Below are 20,907 nucleotides of genomic sequence, written 5' to 3'. Positions count from 1 at the left end.
TGGGCATACCGGTGTCACAAACCGGCGATGCCTTCATATCTGGCAGGTCAAAGATCACCCATCACTTGCCCGTTGAACCCGAACACGCGGCGCGCGCCCGAGATCGGGATCAATTGCACTTCGCGCCGCTGGCCCGGTTCAAACCGCACGGCTGTTCCGGCGGCGATATCCAGACGCAAACCCCGCGCAGCGTCACGGTCGAAATCCAAACCTGGATTTGATTCGGCGAAATGATAATGCGACCCGATCTGGATCGGCCGGTCGCCGGTGTTGGCGACCATCAGGGTAATGGCTTCTGCCCCCTCATTCAGGGTCAGGGTTCCAGAGGCTGGAAACAGCTCTCCGGGGATCATTTGCGCACCTTGAGGGCGATCAGGCCAAGACCAGCCAAAATAGCCACAACACCAAGCCAGAGCCCGCCATCGTGCGGATGCAGGTGCGCCCCTTCGTGGGCCATGGCGGGAGACGCAAGTACAACAAGGGATGGCAGTGAGAAGGCGGAAAGATACTTCATAAGATGTCTCCTGCTAAAAGTTAGCGAATAGGGTTGTGGACAGTCACCAATTTGGTGCCATCGGGAAAGGTTGCTTCGACTTGCACTTCGACGATCATCTCTGCGATGCCGTCCATACAATCTTCGCGGGTGATGACTTCGGCACCAGCCTGCATCATGTCGGCGACGGATCGGCCATCGCGGGCCCCCTCAACCACTGCATCTGTGATCAGCGCAATCGCTTCGGGGTGGTTCAGCTTGACGCCGCGCTCCAACCGTTTGCGGGCGACGATGGCGGCCATGGCCACCAGCAGTTTGTCTTTTTCGCGCGGGGTTAATTGCATGTCATAGTCTCCAAGACGTCGGGAGTGTGTCGCCACTGAGGCGATCAAGAATAGGAAGCAAGGCGCGGCGCAACTCGAAACCGTCTTCGGCCACGAGGCGCAGAGCCAATAGATCCGGATGTAAGAGAGAAGCCCCGCCAGTTTCGGGCAACATTGCCCGCACCGCGCTCAAATGCGCTTCAGCTTCAGGGGCGACAAAAACCAAACTGGCCATCGCACCGGCACCTTTAGCCAATCGTGCCATTTGCGCGACAAGATCACCGTCCAAGCGTAAGGCGTCCATATATAAGGGCAATCCGTTGCGGTAGATTTCTATACGGTCCTGGAACGACACATTGCGCAGCACCTCGCCCATTGCCGCGCGGCCAAAGACCACCGGCTCCACCATGAGCAACCGCGCATCAGACGCCAGATCAACCTTTAGCGACCGGCGCAGCGCCGCGCCTTCAAACAAGATCAACTCTTGGGGCAGCCAGTTGATCTGTGCACCGGATTGCGCTGTCAAAACACTGTCCGCCGTCGCAAAGCCCGATGCTGCACGATAGGCGCGCTCGGCCGCTTGGGTCGTCAAGCATAAAGAAGCACCCGTTTCCGCCTCGGCCCGAAGCGCCACTTTGTCACCACCGGTCAAACCGCCCGCTGTATTAATGACAATCGCCTCAAGCGCATCGCTGCTGCGCGGGAACAAAGCCTTCATACAGCCGGATGACCGAAGATGCGCAATCGCGCTGCATGTGCCGCGATTTTTCGCCCTTAGGTTTAGCGTTCCTTCAGCGCGGGGCTGTTTGGGCATCGTATGTCTTAACGTGGCGTTAATCGGTTTTTCCTCGGTCACTTGGTTTCGCCACTTTGTTCAGCACGTAGGCCTGATTCCGGCAATGTTTCCGGCGAAAAGAGAATAGAGGACAGGGCTTTGCGCCCATTTTTTAATCGAAACCCCGCAGTTGTGACTAATTTTTCACCAATTTCAAGCAAGGCCGTGCTCTTCGCACACGCAGAATTGACCCACGGCCCCTCACGGCCAATGACTAAGCCACCCGCCGGGACGCTAGGAAACGCAATTTCGGAAAACGGGTGTGTGACGACCCATATGAATTGGACCTCACGTTGGGCCGCCACACGAGATGCAACATATGTTGCGGGACCTTGCTAGCAGATGCGCTGCCCCTTGCAATAGGGACGCACCATGCAGGCACCATCCCGCAAGGAGATAACTGATGAACTGCTTCACCAAACTGCTCACCAGCACTGCCGCTCTTGCCGCCCTGTCGGCCCCTGCATTCGCGGAATGCGCCGATCCTGTCAAAGTTGGCGTTCTGCATTCGCTGTCCGGCACCATGGCGATTTCTGAAACCACGCTCAAAGACACCATGCTGCTGCTGATCGAAGAGCAAAACAAAAAAGGCGGTCTGCTGGGCTGCGAAATCGAAGCGGTTGTTGTTGACCCCGCCTCTGACTGGCCGCTTTTCGCTGAAAAAGCCCGTGAGCTGATTTCGGTGCATGACGTTGACGTCATTTTCGGCAACTGGACATCGGTTTCGCGCAAATCGGTTCTGCCCGTCATCGAAGAGCTGAACGGCCTGCTGTTCTACCCTGTTCAGTATGAAGGTGAAGAAAGCTCCAAGAACGTGTTCTACACAGGTGCTGCCCCCAACCAACAGGCGATCCCCGCCACTGATTATTTCCTGGACGAGCTGGGTGTCGAGAAATTCGCACTGCTGGGCACTGACTATGTCTATCCCCGCACAACGAACAACATCTTGGAATCCTACCTGAAATCCAAGGGTATCCCTGCCGAAGATATCTTCGTCAACTACACCCCCTTTGGTCATTCCGACTGGGCAACCATCGTTGCTGATGTTGTGAAACTGGGTGAAGACGGCAAACAGGTCGGCGTTATCTCGACCATCAACGGCGACGCAAACATCGGCTTCTACAAAGAACTGGCAGCCGCCGGCATCTCGGCTGACGACATCCCTGTCGTTGCCTTCTCGGTTGGCGAAGAAGAGCTTTCGGGCCTCGACACTGCCAACCTGACCGGTCACCTTGCTGCTTGGAACTACTTCCAGTCCGCAGAAGGCGAAGCAAACACAGCATGGATCGAAGCTTGGAAAGCCAAAATGGGCGAAGAGCGCGTGACCAATGACCCAATGGAAGCACACTTCATCGGTTTCAACATGTGGGTGAACGCTGCGACCGCCGCAGGCACCACCGATGTGGACGCTGTTCGCACCGCAATGTACGGTCAGGAGTATCCAAACCTGACTGGCGGTACCGCCGTGATGTTGCCTAACCACCACCTGTCCAAGCCGGTTCTGATCGGTGAAATTCAGGCGGATGGCCAGTTCGACATCATCAGTCAGACTTCCGAAGTACCAGGCGACGCTTGGACTGACTTCCTGCCAGAATCTGCGGTTCTGAAGTCCGATTGGAAAGACCTTGGTTGCGGGATGTACAACACGGACACCGCGTCCTGCGTTCAGATCAAATCGAACTACTAAACCAAATCGGGTGCGCGTCCATCGCGCACCCTTTCCCCTGCCCCTCCCCCCCAACAGGTAATCCCCTATGCTCCGTGCCCTTCTCACGGTCTTGACCCTGCTGTGCCTGCCTGCAGCTGTACTCGCCCAAGACCTCCAGTCACTCCTGCAAGAGCATCAGGCTCAGATCGCCAAACCATCGCGCAAGAAAATCGGCCCTGCGCTTGAGGCACTTGTTGCTTCCGGTTTGCCGCAAGCCCCCGAATTTCTTGAAAAATGGCAGGGTAAGGAACTCTACCGACGTACCAAAGATGGCCTTTTCTTCTATGCCGCCGAAACCGACGCGGGCATGGATTTGACCGATATCGACAGCGCTGTCATCACATCCGGTGTTGACGCAGCCACGCTCAAACAGATCAAACCCAACGGTGGCGTCCGCAAAGCAATCAGCGAAGCGCTCGTACAGTTCCAACTGTCTTCCCCGGATCTACAGCGTCGCCAAGATGCGGTCGATGCACTTGCCCGCAACCTAGATCCCGCGCAACTCGGAGCTCTGGAAACCTCTATTTCCAGCGAAACCGACACTGCCCTGAAGGCCCGCAAACAACAGCTGGTAACCTACATCGCCGCCCGCTTCGGTGACACCCCGGGCCAGCGCATCGCGGCCATCAATTCACTGGCCAGCGGCATCAGTGTCGAAACCCGCGCAGCGCTTTCGCAGATCCTGACAACCACAACCTTGGCCGCGCAATCTGCCCCTGATGCCAATATCGCAGGCACGGTCGAACTGCCGCGCGCCGAGGCCTATGCCCTGCTCGTCGACACAGCCGGTCTGCCCGCGCCGATCACCTCGGATGACATACGCAAGTCTCTGGAAGAAAACGTAGAAGGCGGCAAGGTAGGCACAGTGTCAACCGTTAGCCTAAACACAGACACCGCCCGTCTCGTCGCATATGATCTATTGGTTGACGCTGGAAAAGCCCCGGCGCGCGTCACCGAAGACGCGATCACCACTGCCCTCAACGACTGGCAGATCTACCACATCTATGACGAACCCAACGCCGATATCACAACAGCCGCAAAAGCCGCCCAAGACACCGTCAACACCCGCGTCAACGTCAGCCAGTCCGCAGACCTTGCACTGGATGCAATCTCGCTGGCCTCGATCTACTTTCTCGCGGCCATCGGCCTTGCCATCACCTTTGGTGTTATGGGTGTCATCAACATGGCGCATGGCGAGTTCATCATGATGGGGGCCTACACCGGTTATGTCGTCCAGCAAATCATCCCGAACTACACAGTCTCTTTGATCGTCGCCCTGCCGCTCGCCTTCATCGTGACCTTCGCCGCGGGCGTTGCAATGGAACGTCTGGTGATCCGTTGGCTCTATAACCGTCCTCTTGAAACCCTGCTGGCTACCTTTGGCGTCTCGATCGCGCTACAGCAGCTGGCTAAAAACATCTTCGGCACACAAGCACGCCCCCTCACATCGCCCGCTTGGCTCGATGGTGCGTTGGTCTTTAACGACGTTATCCAGATCAGCTACATCCGGATTGCTATCTTTGTTCTTGCGGTCATGTTCCTGACCTTGCTGCTCTTTATTCTCAAACGCACCCGCCTCGGCCTTGAAACCCGCGCGGTCACTCAAAACCCGCGGATGGCGGCGTCCATGGGCATCAATCCAGAACGGATCAAAATGCTCACCTTTGGCCTCGGCTCCGGTATTGCGGGGATCGCCGGTGTTGCCATCGGTCTATATGCCAAGGTCACCTCGGAAATGGGCTCTGACTACATCGTTCAAAGCTTCATGACAGTTGTTGTCGGCGGCGTAGGAAACATCTGGGGCACCCTCGCGGGCGCATCCATGATTGGCACCCTGCAAAAGGGCATCGAATGGCTGAACCCATCCAATACTCTGGCCGCTCAAACCTACATGATCCTCTTCATCATCCTGTTCATCCAATTCCGCCCCAAAGGCATCGTCGCCCTCAAAGGCCGCGCCGCAGGAGATTGATCCAATGACCATGCACACAGCGCCCCGATCTTCATCTTGCCACTTAAACTCCGGGGGAGCGCCGCAGGCGCGGGGGCAGCGCCCCCTCCCCCAGCGCAGGGTGCACTTCCTTCGCCAGACCTCCCCCACCGGAGCCAAAAAATGAGCCAGACCTTCATCACCCGCCACCCGTCCACGCTTTGGGTTCTGGCCTTTCTCGGCCTGTTTACCCTGCTGGTTTCGGTTTTTTCAGAAGCTGCTGGCGTAGGCCTCGTTTCAACCTCTTTCGTTAAAACCTTGGGCAAAACCCTCTGTCTATGCCTGATCGCCATCGCTATGGACGTAGTTTGGGGCTATTGCGGCATCCTGAGCCTTGGTCACTTTGCCTTCTTTGGTATCGGCGGCTACGCGATCGGTATGTGGCTTATGTATGCCCGCACCGAAGCCATCGTAGCCCAAAGCCTGTCTGCCAACATCATCCCGCCCACCGATGTGGAAATATCAACCGCCATCGGCAATCAGATCTTTGGTGTTGTCGGTTCCTCCGATTTCCCTTTGATCTGGTCCTTCGCCCATTCGCTGACGCTGCAATTGTTGATGGTATTGCTGATCCCGGGACTTTTGGCGCTCGTTTTTGGCTGGCTCGCCTTCCGCAGCCGCGTCACCGGCGTTTACCTGTCGATCCTGACCCAAGCCATGACCCTTGCCCTTGCGCTCTATCTCTTTCAAAATGACAGCGGGTTGCGCGGCAACAACGGTCTGTCAGGCCTGCAAAACATTCCCGGCTACGAAGAAACCCCGCAGGCGTTTATCTCTATCGCCTTCTTCTGGGCCTCCTCCGCCGCTCTGGCCCTTGGCTACGTGCTATTTGCCTGGGTCACCGCTGGCAAGATGGGCAGCGTCATTCGTGCGATCCGCGACGATGAACAGCGCGTGCGCTTTCTTGGCTACCATGTCGAAAGCTACAAACTCTTCGTCTTTACACTGACAGCCGTTGTGTCTGGTATCGCAGGCGCGCTTTATTATCCGCAGGCTGGCATTATCAACCCTGCCGAAGTCGCCCCGATTGCGTCGATCTATCTTGCCGTCTGGGTCGCCATTGGCGGGCGCGGCAAGCTCTATGGTGCCGTCATCGGCGCAGTGTTTGTCTCGCTTCTGTCCAGCTACTTCACAGGCGGCAGTGCACCCGATATCAACCTTGGCTTCTATATCGTCAAATGGACCGACTGGTGGCTTGTCTTGCTGGGCCTGTCCTTTGTCGCGGTCACCCTTTTGTTCCCCGGCGGCATTGCCAGCCTCTTCGATAAACTCACGAGGAAATCATGAGCACCCTTCTCGAAATGTCCGGCGTCTCGGTCTCGTTTGACGGGTTCAAGGCAATTAACAATCTTTCATTTCAGATTGCAGAACCTGAAATGAGGGCCATCATCGGTCCTAATGGCGCTGGCAAAACCACTTTTATGGATATCATCACCGGCAAAACCAAACCCGACGAAGGCCGGGTGATCTTTGGCGAAAAATCCATTTCCCTACTGGGGATGAGTGAAAGCAAGATTGCCAAGGTCGGTGTCGGCCGCAAGTTCCAAAAACCCACCGTCTTCGAAGCGCAGACAGTGCGGGAAAACTTTGCCCTCGCTCTGAAAAACCCGCGCGGCCCGTTTGATGTGCTGCGGCACCGCAAAACCAAGAACGGCGCGCAGCGGATCGAAGAGCTGGCAGAGCGGGTTGGCCTTATTGACGAACTGCCCCGCCTGTCAGGCGAGCTAAGCCACGGGCAAAAACAATGGCTGGAAATCGGTATGCTGCTGGCGCAAAGCCCGCGCCTTCTGTTGGTCGATGAACCTGCCGCTGGCATGACCCCGGCCGAGCGCGAAAAAACCACCGATATTCTGGTGAATGCCGCCAAGACCCACGCTGTTGTGGTCGTTGAACATGATATGGAATTTGTCCGGCGGTTGAACTGCAAGGTCACAGTGCTGAACGAAGGCTCGGTTCTTGCCGAAGGCACCCTTGATCATGTCACCCAAAATCCTGAAGTCATTGACGTTTATCTGGGACGCTAATCATGCTCGATATCAAAAATCTGACCCTGCACTACGGGCATTCGCAGATCCTTTATGACGTTTCCATGCAGGCCGAACTGGGCAAGACCACCTGCCTGATGGGCACCAATGGTGTCGGGAAAACCTCGCTTCTCAAGGCAATATCGGGCACGCATAAACGGTCTGGCGGCGATATGTCGATCAATGGCCAAACCGTTGGTTTGAACGCCCCTGCCCATGCTTTGGCGCATATGGGTGTTGGCTATGTTCCGCAGGGGCGCGATGTCTTTCCGTTGATGACTGTGCGAGAAAATCTGGAAACCGGATTTGCTTGCCTGCCCAAGGACGAACATTTCATTCCGGACGAGATTTTCGAACTGTTTCCGATCCTCAAAGATTTCGTCAACCGGCGGGGTGGCGATCTGTCCGGTGGCCAACAACAGCAGCTTTCCATTGCCCGCGCATTGGTGGCCAAGCCCAAGCTTTTGCTGCTGGATGAACCCACAGAAGGCATCCAGCCCAACATCATCAAGCAGATTGGCGAAGTGATCAAATACCTGCGCGATAGGGGCGACATGGCCATCCTTTTGGTCGAACAGTTCTTTGATTTCGCCTATGATCTGGGGGATCACTTTGTAGCCTTGGAACGCGGAAACGTCATCCACGACGCCAGCGCAGCTGACACCAACCGCGAAGATCTGTTGGCCAAAGTTTCGGTGTAATCGCGGCCTCCGCCCGTCAAAAAAACCGACAATTTGAAAGACCCCGCAAGCCTTAACCAACTGTAAGCTTTTTGCACCGAATGTGCAGACAGTGGGGCCAAACCAGGCCCTTTTCAGTGGGGTAAGTTGTGGGTCTTTTGCTGCGTTTCCAAATGTTATCGATGTTGTTTGGTTTGTGCCTTTTGGCGCAGACAGCCCTTGCATCGACCACGCATCTGATCGCCATTGGCGTCTGCCCCCCGTGGAAGGGGATGGATGCCCGGTTCTGTACAGATACGGTTGCGGATATGTCGCAAGCGCTATCGCAGCGTTTTGAGATCCCCGCCCAAAACACCCATACACTACTGAATGAACAGGCCACAGTCGCGGGGCTTGCGGATTTTCTGAACGGGTTGCCTGAATTCACAAAATCTGACCGCCTTGTCCTTTATACAGTTATGCACAACGGGTCGAACCACGCCGGAACAGCGGCAACGGCTGCCAACGACGTGATGGTGTTTTGGTCTGAAAAAGATCCACGCGTCACCCAGTTCGCACTCGCCGAACACAAATGGCTCAAGGCCGGTGAGTTTGCCACATGGCTCCACCAATTGGGAATGGGCGAACTGATCGCCGTGTTTGACGCCTGCCAGTCCGGCGCGATTGCGCTAGATGTGATGCACGATGTCGCGGCACCCGGCACCCAAGTCGCCACAATATCTTCTGCGAAGCCCGGCCAGCTGGCCAATCTTACCCAAGATCTGAGTAGGCCATTGTTTTCAGGGGCTCTCATTGCAGCACTTGCCACCGGTGCCAAATCCCCATTGCCTGCCTTACTTGCATCGGTTGACAGCGATGTCAGTGCCCGGGCCATCCCGATCTGCGCCCAAAGAAAAGAGCAGATGCGCAAAAACAATGGGTTTGAACCCAATTGTAACCAAACTCCTATTTTTCGTGATCCGGACGGCCTGTTGGCCCCACCGTCGCGATGACCCGAATGATGTCGCGCCGCGTGCCGACTTCATAACCCAGCCTATGCGATCCAATTCAACCGGTCATTCGACCAACAAATTAGGAAATACCATGAAATATCTAGTAGCGACTGCCTTTGTTCTATCTTCCACCCTGTCCGCACATGCTTTTGGCATTCACATCGGTGTTGATCTTGGAGCCGATGGCGAAGCGGCCGTTTTGTGCGTTGCCAATGACGTCACCGTTCTGGCCCAAAGCGCGGATGATTGCGGTAAAATCGGTGGTATGGTCTCCCATGACGTATCTGCCGTCACAAAGTAAATTTGACAACAAAGACAGGGGCCAGCAGGTCCCTGTCTTTGAAATCTTGAAACGGACCAGCTGGTTATGACGTCGGAAGCCAACCGTTATAAAGCGGGTGATCCGACCCCAAAGGCAACTTCACCGGCAAATTACTGCGCGACGACGCATAGACAGCAGTCACGAATTCCAAAGAGCGACGGCCATCTAACGCTGTAACCTCACGCCCGCCCTTCCCATCCAAAGCGTCCGCCATAGCGGCAAAAAGGCCCGGGAAACCGGTAAGCGCAGGGTCAACACTCTCCAGTACCGCATCAATCTGTTCTTGCGTTTTTGGTGACCGCGCCACAAAGCTCCAAGCCTCGGCCGCTGGCGCATAAGGCGATGTGCTACTTTCGACTGTAAACCCTTCGAACATCAATCGCATGTGGCTATAGTCAGTTGCGCAGCCCAAAGTCACCGAAGAGGTCAGCAAAGCGCCACTTTCCAACCGGATCGACAACGCGGCACAGTCTTCGACTTCGATGTCATTCACACGCGTTCCAAGATCAGCATAGACCTGCGCTACCGGTCCCAGAAAAGCTGGCAGAAAGTCGTGAATGTGGATCGCATGACCCAAGATCGCCCCGCCACGTTCACCTGCCCAAGTGCCGCGCCAATCTACGGCGTAATACTCTGCGTCACGGTTCCAATGGGTTTCGATTGAACCGGCATAGAGCTTGCCTGCCAGTCCCGCCTCTTGCAGCGCTTGGAGTTGCGCCGTACCGATCCCATAACGATATTGGAAGACAGGGAAGAGGTTTTTACCTGTCCGTTCCGCTGCCTTTAGCAACAAATCCGCATCTCGAACCGACGCCACCAGCGGCTTTTCGCAAACCACATGTTTTCCTGCCTCAAGCGCATCCATACTACTTTGGAAATGCAAATGCGGCGGCAAACAAACATCAACAATATCAATGCTGTCATCTGCCAGAACCGCTGCAAAGTCCGTCGTAAAACCGACGTCATTCGCGTCGGCCAATTCTTGACCGCGGACCGCATTCAAGTCGCAGACACAGGCGACTTCGAACCGGTCTGGCAAGGTCTTGTATCCTGCCAAATGCTCTGCGCCGATCCCTGCCCCGATGATCGCAACCCTATACATCTTCTTCGGCCTTCATTTGCGCCTTGATGCACACTTCCATCGTCAGGAACGTATGTGCCTGCGCGCAGGCGGTTTCGGTTCGGTCCTGAACATCGGCAGTCAAGCTGGGGAAATATGGCAAATCAACATCGCGGCAATCGATATGCGTGTTTTCGGTCCCGTTGACCAAATAGAGGTTATCTGTGCGATGCGGCTGGCCGATATCAGTGTATTTGCGACATTCAATCGTGCCTTCGGTCCCCAGCAGGAACAACCGCCCGTCGCCCCATGTTGGCAGGCCATCCGGCGTGAACCAATCAAGCCGCAAATAGCCGTGACCGCCATCGCCATGTAGGGTCATCTCACCATAGTCCTGAAAGCCCGGATGCGCTGGCAACGTTGTGTTTTCGACATGCGCCGCGGCAATTTTGACATCGGTTGATCCGGTGAAATGCAAAAACTGATCAACCTGGTGACTGCCGATATCCGTCAAGATACCGCCATAGCGTTCCCGTTCAAAATACCAATCGGGCCGTGTTTTGAGGTTTTGCTTGTGCGGGGCCAAGGTAACGACTTGAATAACCCGCCCAATCGCGCCCTGCGCCACCAAGGCGCTGGCCTTGGTGGTGGCGCGCACTTCAAACCGCTCCGAGAAATTTACCGACCAGATGCGTCCGGTGCGGGCCTGACATTCTTTGATCGCATCCAGTTGCGCCAGCGTGGTGCAACCCGGTTTGTCGACCATTACGTCCTTGCCGGCCTCCATCGCTTCGATCGCCAATGCGGCGCGGTCGGCAGGAACGGCAGAAATCAGCACCATGGCGATGTCTAGATCTTCCAAAATCGCGCGCTTGTCTGCAGCTTTGGTCAACTCCGGAAACGTTTGGCCGAACTTTTCTTCGGTGACGGCAGGACCGTCGGTCCAATAGCTTTCGCAGGTGCAGCCCTGCGCCTGCATATTGCTGAGCATGCCAAAGATATGGCCGTGATCAATGCCCAAAACGCCAAGTTTGAATGGCATATGTTTTCCTCTCCCGCCTGCAAATGCAGGCATAGTATTCACCAAGTGCTTCGGCGACAAAAGTGCCCCGCCACTTACTTTGATACAGAAACACGCTGCCCCGATGTCCCCGACGCTTCCAGCGCCGCAATCAACCGGTGCACCGCCAGCGCTGACCGGCCGGATATCATGGGCGGTCGGCCTTGTGACAACCCTTCGGCGAAATCCTCGATGACAAACCGGTGCCAGTCGCTGGAAAAGGCCATTGGATCGGCACCGGCACCGGAACTGGCGGCCTGACCAATCGTTTCAGATCGGCCATCGTGCCAATTGATCTGCAACTGTCCCGCCTCAAGATGGGTTGACCCTTGCGCAAAATGTAGCGTGATCGTTTCCCCTTTTCCGGGAAAGCTGGCGGTGGTTGCAAACAACTGCCCCACTGCGTCGTTTTCAAACCGCAGGCCTGCGCACATGAAATCTTCGGACTCCATATTGTGTAAGCCGGTGGTGGCGTTCATCGCCGTCACCTCGGTCACCGGACCGGTCAATGACAGCATCAAATCCATTGTGTGAATCGCCTGCGAAATCATGACGCCGCCGCCGTCCCGCGCGTAGGAACCCCGCCCCGGTTCGTCATAGTAGGCCTGCGGGCGCCACCATGGCACATTGACCTCGGCCATGCGCAGCGCGCCCAGCTGGGGCAACAACGCCCGAAGATCCTTAACCACAGGTCGCGCCCGATGCTGCAACATTATTCCCAACGGCACATCCGCCGTTTCGCAGGTTTCCACCAGCTTCACTGCAGCGTCCAGCGTCCGTTCGATAGGTTTTTCCATCAAGATCGGTTTGCCGGCTGCGACCAGTTCTTCGACGATGTCCTGCCGTGCATTGGGCGGCGTGGTAAGCAATACAAAGTCCACGTCCGAAGCGGCAATTTCAGCGATCGAAACCGCCTCGGCTGCGCCTAAATCGGGCCATTTGGCCAAAAACCGCGTGCGGCTTTCGGCGGAGCGTGCATAGACAAGCGACAAGTCCACGCCTTTGCAATTTTGGATGGCGTCGGCAAATGTGCCCGACACCATCCCAAGACCGATCATTGCAACTTTCATCTTGTCAGCTCCATCGAGGCATCGTCTTCTCCAAACAGGTGGAACGCCTCGGATGGGAAACTGACCCCCAATTCCTGCCCGCGTTGCAGCGGGATTTGATGTGCGTGCTGCACCGTCAATGTGTCGCCGTTCGGGAAGGTTGCATAAATGTACGTCACCGCGCCCAGCTGTTCGTAGTTTTGCACAGTCACAGTTTCGTCGCCGTGCCCGTCCAGATTGACGTGGATGTTTTCGGGGCGGATACCCAGCGTCACCTTGCCAGTGCCCGGCTGCGCCACCGGCACATCGCGCACCATTCCGCAATTTAGGGAAATGACGTTGCCCTCCAAAGTCCCCTCAAGAAAGTTCATTTGCGGAGCCCCCAAAAAGCCCGCAACAAATTTATTCTTGGGGTGATTGTACAAATCCAGCGGGCGTCCAATCTGTTCGATATTGCCGCCACGCAAAACCACAATCCGGTCGGCCATGGTCATGGCTTCGATCTGGTCGTGGGTCACATAGATCATGGTGTTTTTAAGCTTGGAATGCAGGTCCGAAATCTCGACTCTCATTTGCAAGCGCAGCTCGGCATCCAAATTCGACAAAGGTTCGTCAAACAAGAATATCACCGGTTCGCGCACAATCGCGCGGCCGATGGCAACCCGCTGGCGTTGACCACCAGACAGTTGACCGGGGCGGCGCCCGAGCAGGTGATCAATCTGCAAAAGCGTGGCGGCGTCATTGATGCGGCGCTCAATCTCCGCCCGCTCCATCCGCAGATTTTCAAGGCCAAAAGACAGGTTTTGCCCGACTGTCATATGCGGATATAGCGCGTAGCTTTGGAAGACCATCGACAGGCCGCGTTCGGATGCGGGCACGGTGTTGACGCGTTTGCCATTCAGGTTGATGTCCCCCGAGGTTGGGTCATCAAGCCCGGCGATCAGGCGCAGCAATGTGGACTTTCCGCAGCCCGACGGGCCCACGAAAACGATGAACTCGCCCTCTTGGATTTCCAAGTCGATACCGTGAATAACATCCACGGTGCCAAAGCTTTTGCGAATATCCGAGAGCTGCAGAGCCGGTGCTTTTGCGGCGTGTGATGTATCGTTCATTTCAGACCTGTCGTAGCGATGCCGGTGGTGATGAAGCGCTGGAGCCAAACGAACACAAGCGTGATCGGGATCAGCGTCACCACAGTCATGGCGAGGATATAATGGAAGTTGGTGTCAAACTCGCCCGCGAATTGCGTCAGGCCCAATTGCAGCGTGTGCGACGCGGGATCAGAGATCAACACGATCAGAGGCCAGAGGAAATCGTTCCAGCGCCAAATCACGGACAAGATTGCCAGAACTGACAAAGCCGGTAGCGAAAGCGGAATGATGATCCGCCAGAAAATCCGCCATTCAGATGCCGCATCCATGCGCGCTGCCTCAAGCAGTTCATCAGGGATGGTCAGCATATACTGGCGAAGCAAAAACACCCCTGTAGGCGTTGCGGCCGCCGGAATAATCACCCCCCAGAGAGAGCCGAACAAACCAAAGGACCAAACCACAAAGAACAGCGACACAAGAATGATCGAGCTGGGAATCAACAGCGTTGCCACAATCAAGATCGTAAAAGTCAGCCGCCCGCGAAAACGGTATTTTGACAGCGCAAAGGCCGCCATTGCGTTGATCAACAGCGTGACCATAGTCGCGATCACCGTCACAAACACAGAGTTATAGAGATAGGTGAAGAAGTGGAAATTGTCCTGTCCGTTCCGTTTCAGAATCGGGTCAAGATAGTTTTCAACCGCGACCCGCATTTCTTCGTGCGGGGCCAAACTTGTGCGCGGCACTTTGAAGACAGCACCGGGGTCATCCACGGGCGCGACATCGGTTACTTTGCGGGTTGGACCCGCCTTATAGACCAGCTGGGTGCTGCCATCTTCGGCCGTGTAGATCCAGACGTCCTTTTCGCCAACGTCTTCGATCATTTCACTGATCTGGTCCATCGGGGCCAGCCGCGTGTCAAAGCTTTCGACCGCAGTGTCCGATTTGATCGAACTGAAAAATGTCCAGAGCACGGGCACAAGGATGATCAGCACTCCAAAAAACAGATAGCTGTAGGCTAGTACATCGGTGATGCCGATACGCTCCGCACGGTCCGGCCCATTGCCGGCGGTGCGTGAGAGGAAGGTTGTTAAACGGCTCATAGGTCAGATTGCCTCCGTGTCAGCCACAGCTGGAAGAAGGTGAACACAGCGATCACAATCGCCATCAGGATCGACCCCGCTGCGGCCTGCCCGTAGTCAGGATGATCATTGGCAAACGCCACTTCATAGATATTTTGCACAACCATAAACGTCTCGCGGCCCGGACCGCCACCGGTCAGCAAATAGACCTCATCGAAGATTTGGAAACTGCGGATCAGCGAAAGCACCAAGACAACGGTCAGCGTTGGCATGATCAACGGCAAGGTGATGCGGTAAAAGGCACGGAACGGTTTTGTCGCGTCCATTTTCGCGGCTTCATACAGATCGCTCGGGATCGCCTGAAGGCCCGCCAAAAGGATCAGCATGTAGAACCCCATATGGCTCCAACAGAAGACAAACACCAACCAGAAGAACGGCCAACCGGTGTTGGGTGTGACAAGCCAGTTGATCGGACGATAGCGGCCAAAACTGAAGACGGCGTCAAATTGGATCATCAGCAACATGATCACGGCCAAGATACCCGCGCCGATGATCGCCATGCGGGCAAAGCTTTGCCCCGTTGAGACCGACCAATACAGCCCCCCTGCCAGTGCTAGACCAAGCCAGCCGGAACCGGGCAAGCCAATCAGGCTCAGTGGCTGCGACCAGTAGACCAGCATTGCGATAAGCACACCAAACACAGCGGTCCAAGACCCTGAAGGACCATCGTTTGACCGCAAGCTGCGTTCGCTGACAACCAGCAAGATCACGGCGAAAATCACTGTGGCCACCATGTCGAAGCCGCTTAGGCCCGCAAGTCCTGTCATGGCGTCGCGTGCCTCGCCGACGCTGGCGTTCAGCGCGCCTTTGCGGTGCAAAACCCAGTTCCAGATGTTGGCAATCACAACCGGCGACAGCATGACGGGGTAAAAGAACATCGCCCGCCAAAACCCACGCCCACGAATATTTTGGTTCACCACCAATGCAGTCACAAGGGCGGCAACGCATAAGATCGGCACCTGAATCAGTACAAACCAAAGCGTATTGAACATGCCGGTCCAGAAATTATAGCCCGGGTTCGAACACGATTTCGGCGATAAATAATTCTCGCAGGTAAAGATATCCGCGTATTTCTCAAGACCGACCCAAGGGCGATCAAACAGCGAAATGGACGCCCCACCTGTGAAAGAGACGTAGAAGTTCAAGATCATAGGCAAGAAAGTGAAAAAACCGAAAATCAGCATGTTGGGCAGCAGCAGTGCATAGGGCACACCGGCGCGGCCAAACAGGCTTTGGGCCAGTTCCACCGGAAACCCCAGTAGATCCATAAAGAATTGCGGTATCTGGCGAAGCGTATAGCGTCGCCGCATAAGAAGCCAGATCGCCCCGCCAAGACCCCAAAACAGGGCGGCGAAGGCTACTGTAAAGCCTGCAGGTGTCATGAAACGTCCCAATCAAAGGGGCCCCAATGGGGCAAAAGGGCGGGTTCCAGACAGGCACCCGCCCCAAAGTCCTACGCCTTATTGATTGGCGTTGGTGTCCAGTTCTTCTTGAACTTTGGCCATCGCCTCATCCAAGGTCAGCTCGCCATTCAAAGCTGCGCCGATGTATTGCACAGTGGCATTATACATCACGAAACCCTTAGGGCTGCCCTGAAGCTGATAGGCCTGCGGTGTTTGCTCTGCAGCATCTGCGGCCATTGCAGTAAAGGCCGCAAGACCATTTGCAACAGCTTCGGTCGCGCCAGCACCGGCATAATCAAGACCTTCGGCCTGAAGACCGGAGTGGGCTGGAATGGCATATGTTTTCGAATACCATTCGCGGGCAATGTCGGTGCCCCCCATCCAAGCCACAAACTTGGCAGCGGCCATTTCTTGATCCGCGTCACCCGATTTAAACGCCACAAGACCCGCGCCGCCCGGCATCACACCGCACCCTGCTGGTCCACAAGGAACGGGTGCCACGGTCCAGTCGAACTTGTCACCGACATTGGACTGAACGTTGCCGGTGTTCCACGAGCCGGACATGTAGAAAGGCACGTCGGAGTTGAAGAACATCTCATTTCCGTTGGCATATTTCGCGCCGGAAACAGCAGGCCAGACGTCTGGCGGCATCAGGCCGGATTTGTGCCAATCGATCATCAGCTGGGAAAAGGTTTTGAAACCGTCATCCGCGATCAACTTGCCATCGGGGCTGAAATACGCCGCACCATAGGACATCGCAGGACCCGCCATACGGTGACCCGAACGGTCCATGACCATGCCGGCATATGAACCGGTGCCATCCATGACGGCCTGGGTAGCTTCGGCCCAGTCTTCCCATGTTGCGCCAGCGGCAGGGACATCAACGCCCGCCTCTTCGAACATGGTCAGGTTCACATAGGGACCTGTGACGGTCATTTCAGTGTGGAAACCGAAAATGCCGTCTGGTGCGCCCGCACGATACCACGGCAGAACCGCGCCATAGTTGGCTTCCCATTCGGCGGCATCAACATGCGGTGTCAGATCAACATAGTGCGGGTTCAATCCCCCCAAGTTGGTGACAAAAGCCAGATCGGGGCCTGAACCTGCTTCCAGCTGGATCGCAAGCTGTTCGCGGATCACGTTGTAACCAACGGCGTTGATGGTGATCGTTGTGTCGGGGTTTTCGGCTGTATAACGGTCGACCAATTCCTTGACCAAACCGGCTTTGCCGTCCACGTCCGAAATCATCAGATCGATTTCAGCCGCCGAAACAGCACCGGCGACCAACATCGCCATGGCCGACACGGAACCCGCCGCAACCGAACGCAAAGTCATCCCTTTGACATGCATCATTTTCAATTTCCTCCCTAGTATCTTTCCCTGCCTGTTAGCCGGGTGATGCGACGATAGTGTGAAAGGAAACCTGCGCGGTCAACCGTTGACCGGGGCGGCAAAGTGAAAATTGATCTATTATTGCTACACGTTTGACTGTGAGGCTTCGCACCCCTTGCCCCACAGCGTAGCGAACAGAGACGAAAATCCGGGAAAATCCCCGATCACACCGCGAATCACCCTGCCTCTGTCCGAATCGTCGCACTTGGAAACTATTGCACGAAAGCTACCTCGTGGGTGTATCAATTCCGGTTTCTGGCTGGGTGACCAGACTCCGGCTGCGATGCCTTTCAGCAGAGCTGAATCACCAAAGAACCGCTGCTGTCAGACGGACGCAGAGTTAAAAGTGGAATGCGTCCACCGGCACCCGCCGCCCAAGCATAAACGCATCCGCAACATGGCGCAGCGGTGACAGATCCATGTCCGTTTTGCTTTGGGCAACCAAATCGGCCATCTGGGCATACAGGCGGGGATATTCACCGATCAGGCTTGGGTCTTGGCCCGCCGGCACCCCGTCAATCATCATATGCTCACCGCCATCGGTCAGATGCAGCTTGCCAGCCTCCGTCCAAACTTCGATATCCCATGTTTGCGGTCCCGTTTGACGCCAATCGAAATCTGCAGAGACGCCATCGGTAAAGTCCAACTGGGCGGCAATTGGCGTTTGACGGTTGTCTGGAAACTCCAGCGTTGCCGATTTGAGATGAACCGGTTGCGGAAGGATTTTTGTCATCAGGGAAAGTGCATTGATGCCCGGATCAAAAACCCCCATGCCACCGGGATCAAAGACCCAATCCTGACCCGGGTGCCATTTGCGCACGTCTTCGCGCCACGTAATGTGCGCGCGGGTGATGACCTTGTCCGCCAACCAGTCGCGCGCGGCGTCGGCGCGTGCCCCTTCTCGTGAATGCCAGGAGGCAAACAGGCAAACCCCTGCTTTTCGCGCCATATCCTCTAGCGCGTGGCATTCCGACAGCGTTGCACCGGGGGGCTTTTCCAGCATCACATGACGGCCCGCTAAAATGGCCCGTTTGGCAAATTCAAAACGCGGCACCGGTGGCAAACAGAGCGACACGACCGGAATGTCTGGATGCGACTCAAGCATTTCGTCCAGATCCGTAAAGGCCGGAACCCCATCGACACGGCCAGCGCGCGAACACGTCGCCGCGAGTTCCCAAGCATTGCTAGCAGCGATGCTGGGCACATGTTGATCGCGGGCAATCTTGCCAATTCCAACCAAAGCAATCTTCATGGGCGGCATCCTTTGCGCTGACATTTCGGGTCGTTTCAAGTCCTGTTAGCGCAAAAACTCATGTTTGGTAAAGCGCCTCACCCATAAACGCGCCGCCGCTCTTTGAGCGCACCACACGTCGGAACTTGCACATAATCGGGAACATTGGTGCAGCGGCGGGTCAGCGCACCGGCGCGCAAGGGCTGCCCCAAGAAGGCCGGTTCGAGACATCATTGACTGAAAAACGCGCGCGTAATAGTAATCATGTTAATAGAAACATTCACGGCGACAAAAGCGTTACCGGTTTTAATATCTAAGGAAGCTCATGTCCAACCCCTGCATCATCTGCGTCGCCATAACCGGATCTGTCCCTCGTAAAGAAACCAATCCTGCAGTCCCGATCACTGTGCCCGAGCAAATCGAAAGCACCCAAGAAGCGTTCGAAGCAGGCGCAAGTATCGCGCATTGCCATGTACGCCTTGATGACGGGACACCGACCAGTGACCCCGAACGTTTTGGCCGGTTGATGGAGGGGATCCAGAAACACTGCCCCGGCATGATTGTGCAGCTTTCTACTGGCGGCCGATCTGGCGCGGGGACAGAGCGCGGCGGAATGTTGTCTTTGCGCCCGGATATGGCTTCGCTTTCAGTGGGGTCCAATAACTTTCCAACCCGCGTCTATGAGAATCCGCCAGAACTGATCGATTGGCTGGCCTCGGAAATGCGCACCTATGACGTCAAGCCCGAGATCGAGGCCTTTGACCTGTCACATATTCACCAAGCCGTGGCGCGCAGCAAGCGTGGTGACATCCCCGGCAAGCTTTATGTACAATTCGTCATGGGGGTAAAAAATGCCATGCCCGTCGATCGCGATGTCTTTGATTACTACGTCAGAACAATGGAGCGCCTTGCACCGGACGCCCAATGGTGCGCGGCAGGTGTCGGGCCGGGCCAGATTGTTGTCAATGAATGGGCCATCGCTGCTGGTGGCCACACCCGCACCGGGCTTGAGGACAATATGCGTCTTGATCGCAATACCCTTGCACCGTCGAACGCAGCGCTCGTCGCCCGCGCCGCAGCGCTGTGCGAGAAGTATGAGCGTCCGGTCGCGACATGGCAACAAGCCCGCACCATTCTGGAGCTGCGTACAAGCTGACCATTTGGTCCGAAAACCCCCGCCAAGATGGCATTTTCCAGTTCTGGCACTGGACAAGCGCGCAGCGTAGCGGTCAACTGCGCGCAACAAAAACAGTGAGGGATGATCATGAAGTTCTGGACAACCGCCGCCGCTTTGATGCTGGCCTCCAGCGCCGCCTATGCAGACAGCTGCGCCACCGGAAAGACGCTGACCGATGGCATGCTGACTGTCGCCACCGGCAACCCGGCCTATTTTCCTTGGGTGATGGATGATGCACCCGAGACCGGCAAAGGGTTTGAGGCCGCCGTGGCATATGCCGTCGCTGCCGAGATGGGGTTTGATGCCGATCATGTGGCTTGGATTCGTACCAGCTTTGATCAAGCCATCCAGCCCGGTGCCAAAGAATTCGACGTCAACATGCAACAGTTTTCGATCACACCCGAACGCGAAGAAATGGTTGATTTTTCAGCGCCCTACTACACCTCGGCGATGGCGGTTCTGACCACCAAATCCGTTGTGGAGGCTGGCGCGACGGCTGATGTTGCCTCGCTCAAATCTTTGATCTGGGGCGCGGACGCCAATACCACAGCTGTCCCGATGCTGGGTGACCTGATCGCACCAGAAAAATCGCCGCTTTTGTATGATGACAACGCGGATGTCACCGCTGCAATGCAAGCGGGCCAGATCGACGCCGCTTTGTTTGACTTGCCAACGGCCCTGTATCTGTCTGCTGTTGTGCTGAACGACGGCGCGTTGCTGGGTCAGTTCCCCGCGGATCGCGGCGAAAACCCCGATCAGTTCGGCATGTTGATGGAAAAAGGCTCTCCGCTCAAAGAATGCGTTGATGCGGCCATCACCGCCCTGACCGAAAACGGCAAACTGGCCGAAATCGAAGCTGAGTGGCTGCAGGCCACAACCGGCGTTCCGCTGATCAAGTAACAGCTTTTCACCACTATATCCTATTGGCAGCGCCA

General features: G+C 56.1%; 22 protein-coding genes. 9 read left to right on the top strand and 13 right to left on the bottom strand.

The window, feature by feature from the left end; translation table 11 throughout:
- Positions 1 to 47 precede the first annotated feature (47 nt).
- The 5 genes from C8N36_RS03905 to C8N36_RS24350 are packed head-to-tail and all read right to left on the bottom strand — an operon-like array spanning position 48 to position 1,812.
- On the bottom strand, positions 48 to 353 hold the full coding sequence (locus C8N36_RS03905) for an urease subunit beta (protein ID WP_097803305.1): 306 nt from the start codon (positions 351 to 353) through the stop codon (positions 48 to 50).
- Complete coding sequence (locus C8N36_RS24090) at positions 350 to 514, bottom strand: hypothetical protein (protein WP_170125793.1); 165 nt, start codon at positions 512 to 514, stop codon at positions 350 to 352. The genes C8N36_RS03905 and C8N36_RS24090 overlap by 4 nt, the downstream gene beginning before the upstream one ends.
- A 20-nt stretch (positions 515 to 534) precedes the next feature.
- Complete coding sequence (locus tag C8N36_RS03900) at positions 535 to 837, bottom strand: urease subunit gamma (RefSeq protein ID WP_097803304.1); 303 nt, start codon at positions 835 to 837, stop codon at positions 535 to 537.
- 1 nt (position 838) lies between these two features.
- Positions 839 to 1,630, bottom strand: a complete 792-nt coding sequence (locus C8N36_RS03895; RefSeq protein WP_097803303.1) for an urease accessory protein UreD — start codon at positions 1,628 to 1,630, stop codon at positions 839 to 841.
- Positions 1,631 to 1,668: 38 nt separating this feature from the next.
- On the bottom strand, positions 1,669 to 1,812 hold the full coding sequence (locus C8N36_RS24350) for a hypothetical protein (protein WP_176527064.1): 144 nt from the start codon (positions 1,810 to 1,812) through the stop codon (positions 1,669 to 1,671).
- A gap of 242 nt (positions 1,813 to 2,054) precedes the next feature.
- Here C8N36_RS24350 and urtA point away from each other — a divergent pair, with 242 nt between their 5' ends.
- The 7 genes from urtA (at position 2,055) to C8N36_RS03860 (ending at position 9,346) form a co-directional block, all read left to right on the top strand.
- Positions 2,055 to 3,338, top strand: a complete 1,284-nt coding sequence (gene urtA, locus C8N36_RS03890; protein ID WP_097803302.1) for an urea ABC transporter substrate-binding protein — start codon at positions 2,055 to 2,057, stop codon at positions 3,336 to 3,338.
- 67 nt (positions 3,339 to 3,405) lie between these two features.
- Positions 3,406 to 5,331 (top strand): urea ABC transporter permease subunit UrtB, encoded by a 1,926-nt coding sequence (urtB, locus tag C8N36_RS03885; protein WP_097803301.1) that lies wholly within the window; start codon positions 3,406 to 3,408, stop codon positions 5,329 to 5,331.
- A gap of 141 nt (positions 5,332 to 5,472) precedes the next feature.
- Positions 5,473 to 6,636: an urea ABC transporter permease subunit UrtC gene (urtC, locus tag C8N36_RS03880; RefSeq protein WP_097803300.1), complete on the top strand. Its 1,164-nt coding sequence runs from the start codon at positions 5,473 to 5,475 to the stop codon at positions 6,634 to 6,636.
- Positions 6,633 to 7,373 carry an urea ABC transporter ATP-binding protein UrtD gene (gene urtD, locus C8N36_RS03875; RefSeq protein ID WP_097803299.1) on the top strand — a complete coding sequence of 247 codons (741 nt, stop codon included), beginning with the start codon at positions 6,633 to 6,635 and terminating at the stop codon, positions 7,371 to 7,373. Before urtC ends, urtD begins: the two co-directional genes overlap by 4 nt.
- Positions 7,374 to 7,375: 2 nt before the next feature.
- Positions 7,376 to 8,074, top strand: a complete 699-nt coding sequence (urtE, locus tag C8N36_RS03870) for an urea ABC transporter ATP-binding subunit UrtE (protein WP_097803298.1) — start codon at positions 7,376 to 7,378, stop codon at positions 8,072 to 8,074.
- A gap of 152 nt (positions 8,075 to 8,226) precedes the next feature.
- Positions 8,227 to 9,045 carry a hypothetical protein gene (locus C8N36_RS03865; RefSeq protein ID WP_141467963.1) on the top strand — a complete coding sequence of 273 codons (819 nt, stop codon included), beginning with the start codon at positions 8,227 to 8,229 and terminating at the stop codon, positions 9,043 to 9,045.
- Positions 9,046 to 9,136: 91 nt separating this feature from the next.
- Complete coding sequence (locus C8N36_RS03860; RefSeq protein WP_097803296.1) at positions 9,137 to 9,346, top strand: hypothetical protein; 210 nt, start codon at positions 9,137 to 9,139, stop codon at positions 9,344 to 9,346.
- A gap of 64 nt (positions 9,347 to 9,410) precedes the next feature.
- Here C8N36_RS03860 and C8N36_RS03855 read toward each other — a convergent pair whose 3' ends face one another.
- The 8 genes from C8N36_RS03855 to C8N36_RS03820 form a co-directional block, all read right to left on the bottom strand.
- The gene (locus tag C8N36_RS03855; RefSeq protein ID WP_097803295.1) at positions 9,411 to 10,469 is read right to left on the bottom strand and encodes a Gfo/Idh/MocA family protein; all 1,059 of its coding nucleotides are present in this window, start codon (positions 10,467 to 10,469) and stop codon (positions 9,411 to 9,413) included.
- Positions 10,462 to 11,469: a Gfo/Idh/MocA family protein gene (locus C8N36_RS03850; protein ID WP_097803294.1), complete on the bottom strand. Its 1,008-nt coding sequence runs from the start codon at positions 11,467 to 11,469 to the stop codon at positions 10,462 to 10,464. The genes C8N36_RS03855 and C8N36_RS03850 overlap by 8 nt, the downstream gene beginning before the upstream one ends.
- 74 nt (positions 11,470 to 11,543) lie before the next feature.
- On the bottom strand, positions 11,544 to 12,557 hold the full coding sequence (locus tag C8N36_RS03845; RefSeq protein WP_097803293.1) for a Gfo/Idh/MocA family protein: 1,014 nt from the start codon (positions 12,555 to 12,557) through the stop codon (positions 11,544 to 11,546).
- Positions 12,554 to 13,648 carry an ABC transporter ATP-binding protein gene (locus C8N36_RS03840; protein ID WP_097803292.1) on the bottom strand — a complete coding sequence of 365 codons (1,095 nt, stop codon included), beginning with the start codon at positions 13,646 to 13,648 and terminating at the stop codon, positions 12,554 to 12,556. The genes C8N36_RS03845 and C8N36_RS03840 overlap by 4 nt, the downstream gene beginning before the upstream one ends.
- Positions 13,645 to 14,730, bottom strand: a complete 1,086-nt coding sequence (locus C8N36_RS03835) for a carbohydrate ABC transporter permease (protein WP_097803291.1) — start codon at positions 14,728 to 14,730, stop codon at positions 13,645 to 13,647. The genes C8N36_RS03840 and C8N36_RS03835 overlap by 4 nt, the downstream gene beginning before the upstream one ends.
- Positions 14,727 to 16,151, bottom strand: a complete 1,425-nt coding sequence (locus C8N36_RS24455) for a carbohydrate ABC transporter permease (RefSeq protein ID WP_245910715.1) — start codon at positions 16,149 to 16,151, stop codon at positions 14,727 to 14,729. Before C8N36_RS24455 ends, C8N36_RS03835 begins: the two co-directional genes overlap by 4 nt.
- Positions 16,152 to 16,229: 78 nt before the next feature.
- Positions 16,230 to 17,525, bottom strand: coding sequence for an ABC transporter substrate-binding protein (locus C8N36_RS03825; RefSeq protein ID WP_097803290.1), 1,296 nt, complete (start codon positions 17,523 to 17,525; stop codon positions 16,230 to 16,232).
- A 379-nt stretch (positions 17,526 to 17,904) separates the two neighbouring features.
- Positions 17,905 to 18,816 (bottom strand): Gfo/Idh/MocA family protein, encoded by a 912-nt coding sequence (locus C8N36_RS03820; RefSeq protein WP_097803411.1) that lies wholly within the window; start codon positions 18,814 to 18,816, stop codon positions 17,905 to 17,907.
- Positions 18,817 to 19,120: 304 nt separating this feature from the next.
- Between C8N36_RS03820 and C8N36_RS03815 the strand changes: the two genes are divergently transcribed.
- Both C8N36_RS03815 and C8N36_RS03810 read left to right on the top strand, forming a co-directional pair.
- Positions 19,121 to 19,951 (top strand): 3-oxoadipate:acetyl-CoA acetyltransferase, encoded by an 831-nt coding sequence (locus C8N36_RS03815; protein WP_097803289.1) that lies wholly within the window; start codon positions 19,121 to 19,123, stop codon positions 19,949 to 19,951.
- Between the two features lie 102 nt (positions 19,952 to 20,053).
- On the top strand, positions 20,054 to 20,872 hold the full coding sequence (locus C8N36_RS03810; protein WP_097803288.1) for an ABC transporter substrate-binding protein: 819 nt from the start codon (positions 20,054 to 20,056) through the stop codon (positions 20,870 to 20,872).
- The last annotated feature ends 35 nt before the right edge of the window (positions 20,873 to 20,907 follow it).

This window comes from Pelagimonas varians (assembly GCF_003208435.1).
In the GTDB taxonomy this organism is placed as follows: domain Bacteria; phylum Pseudomonadota; class Alphaproteobacteria; order Rhodobacterales; family Rhodobacteraceae; genus Pelagimonas; species Pelagimonas varians.
This window is presented reverse-complemented; position numbering and strand designations above follow the sequence as displayed.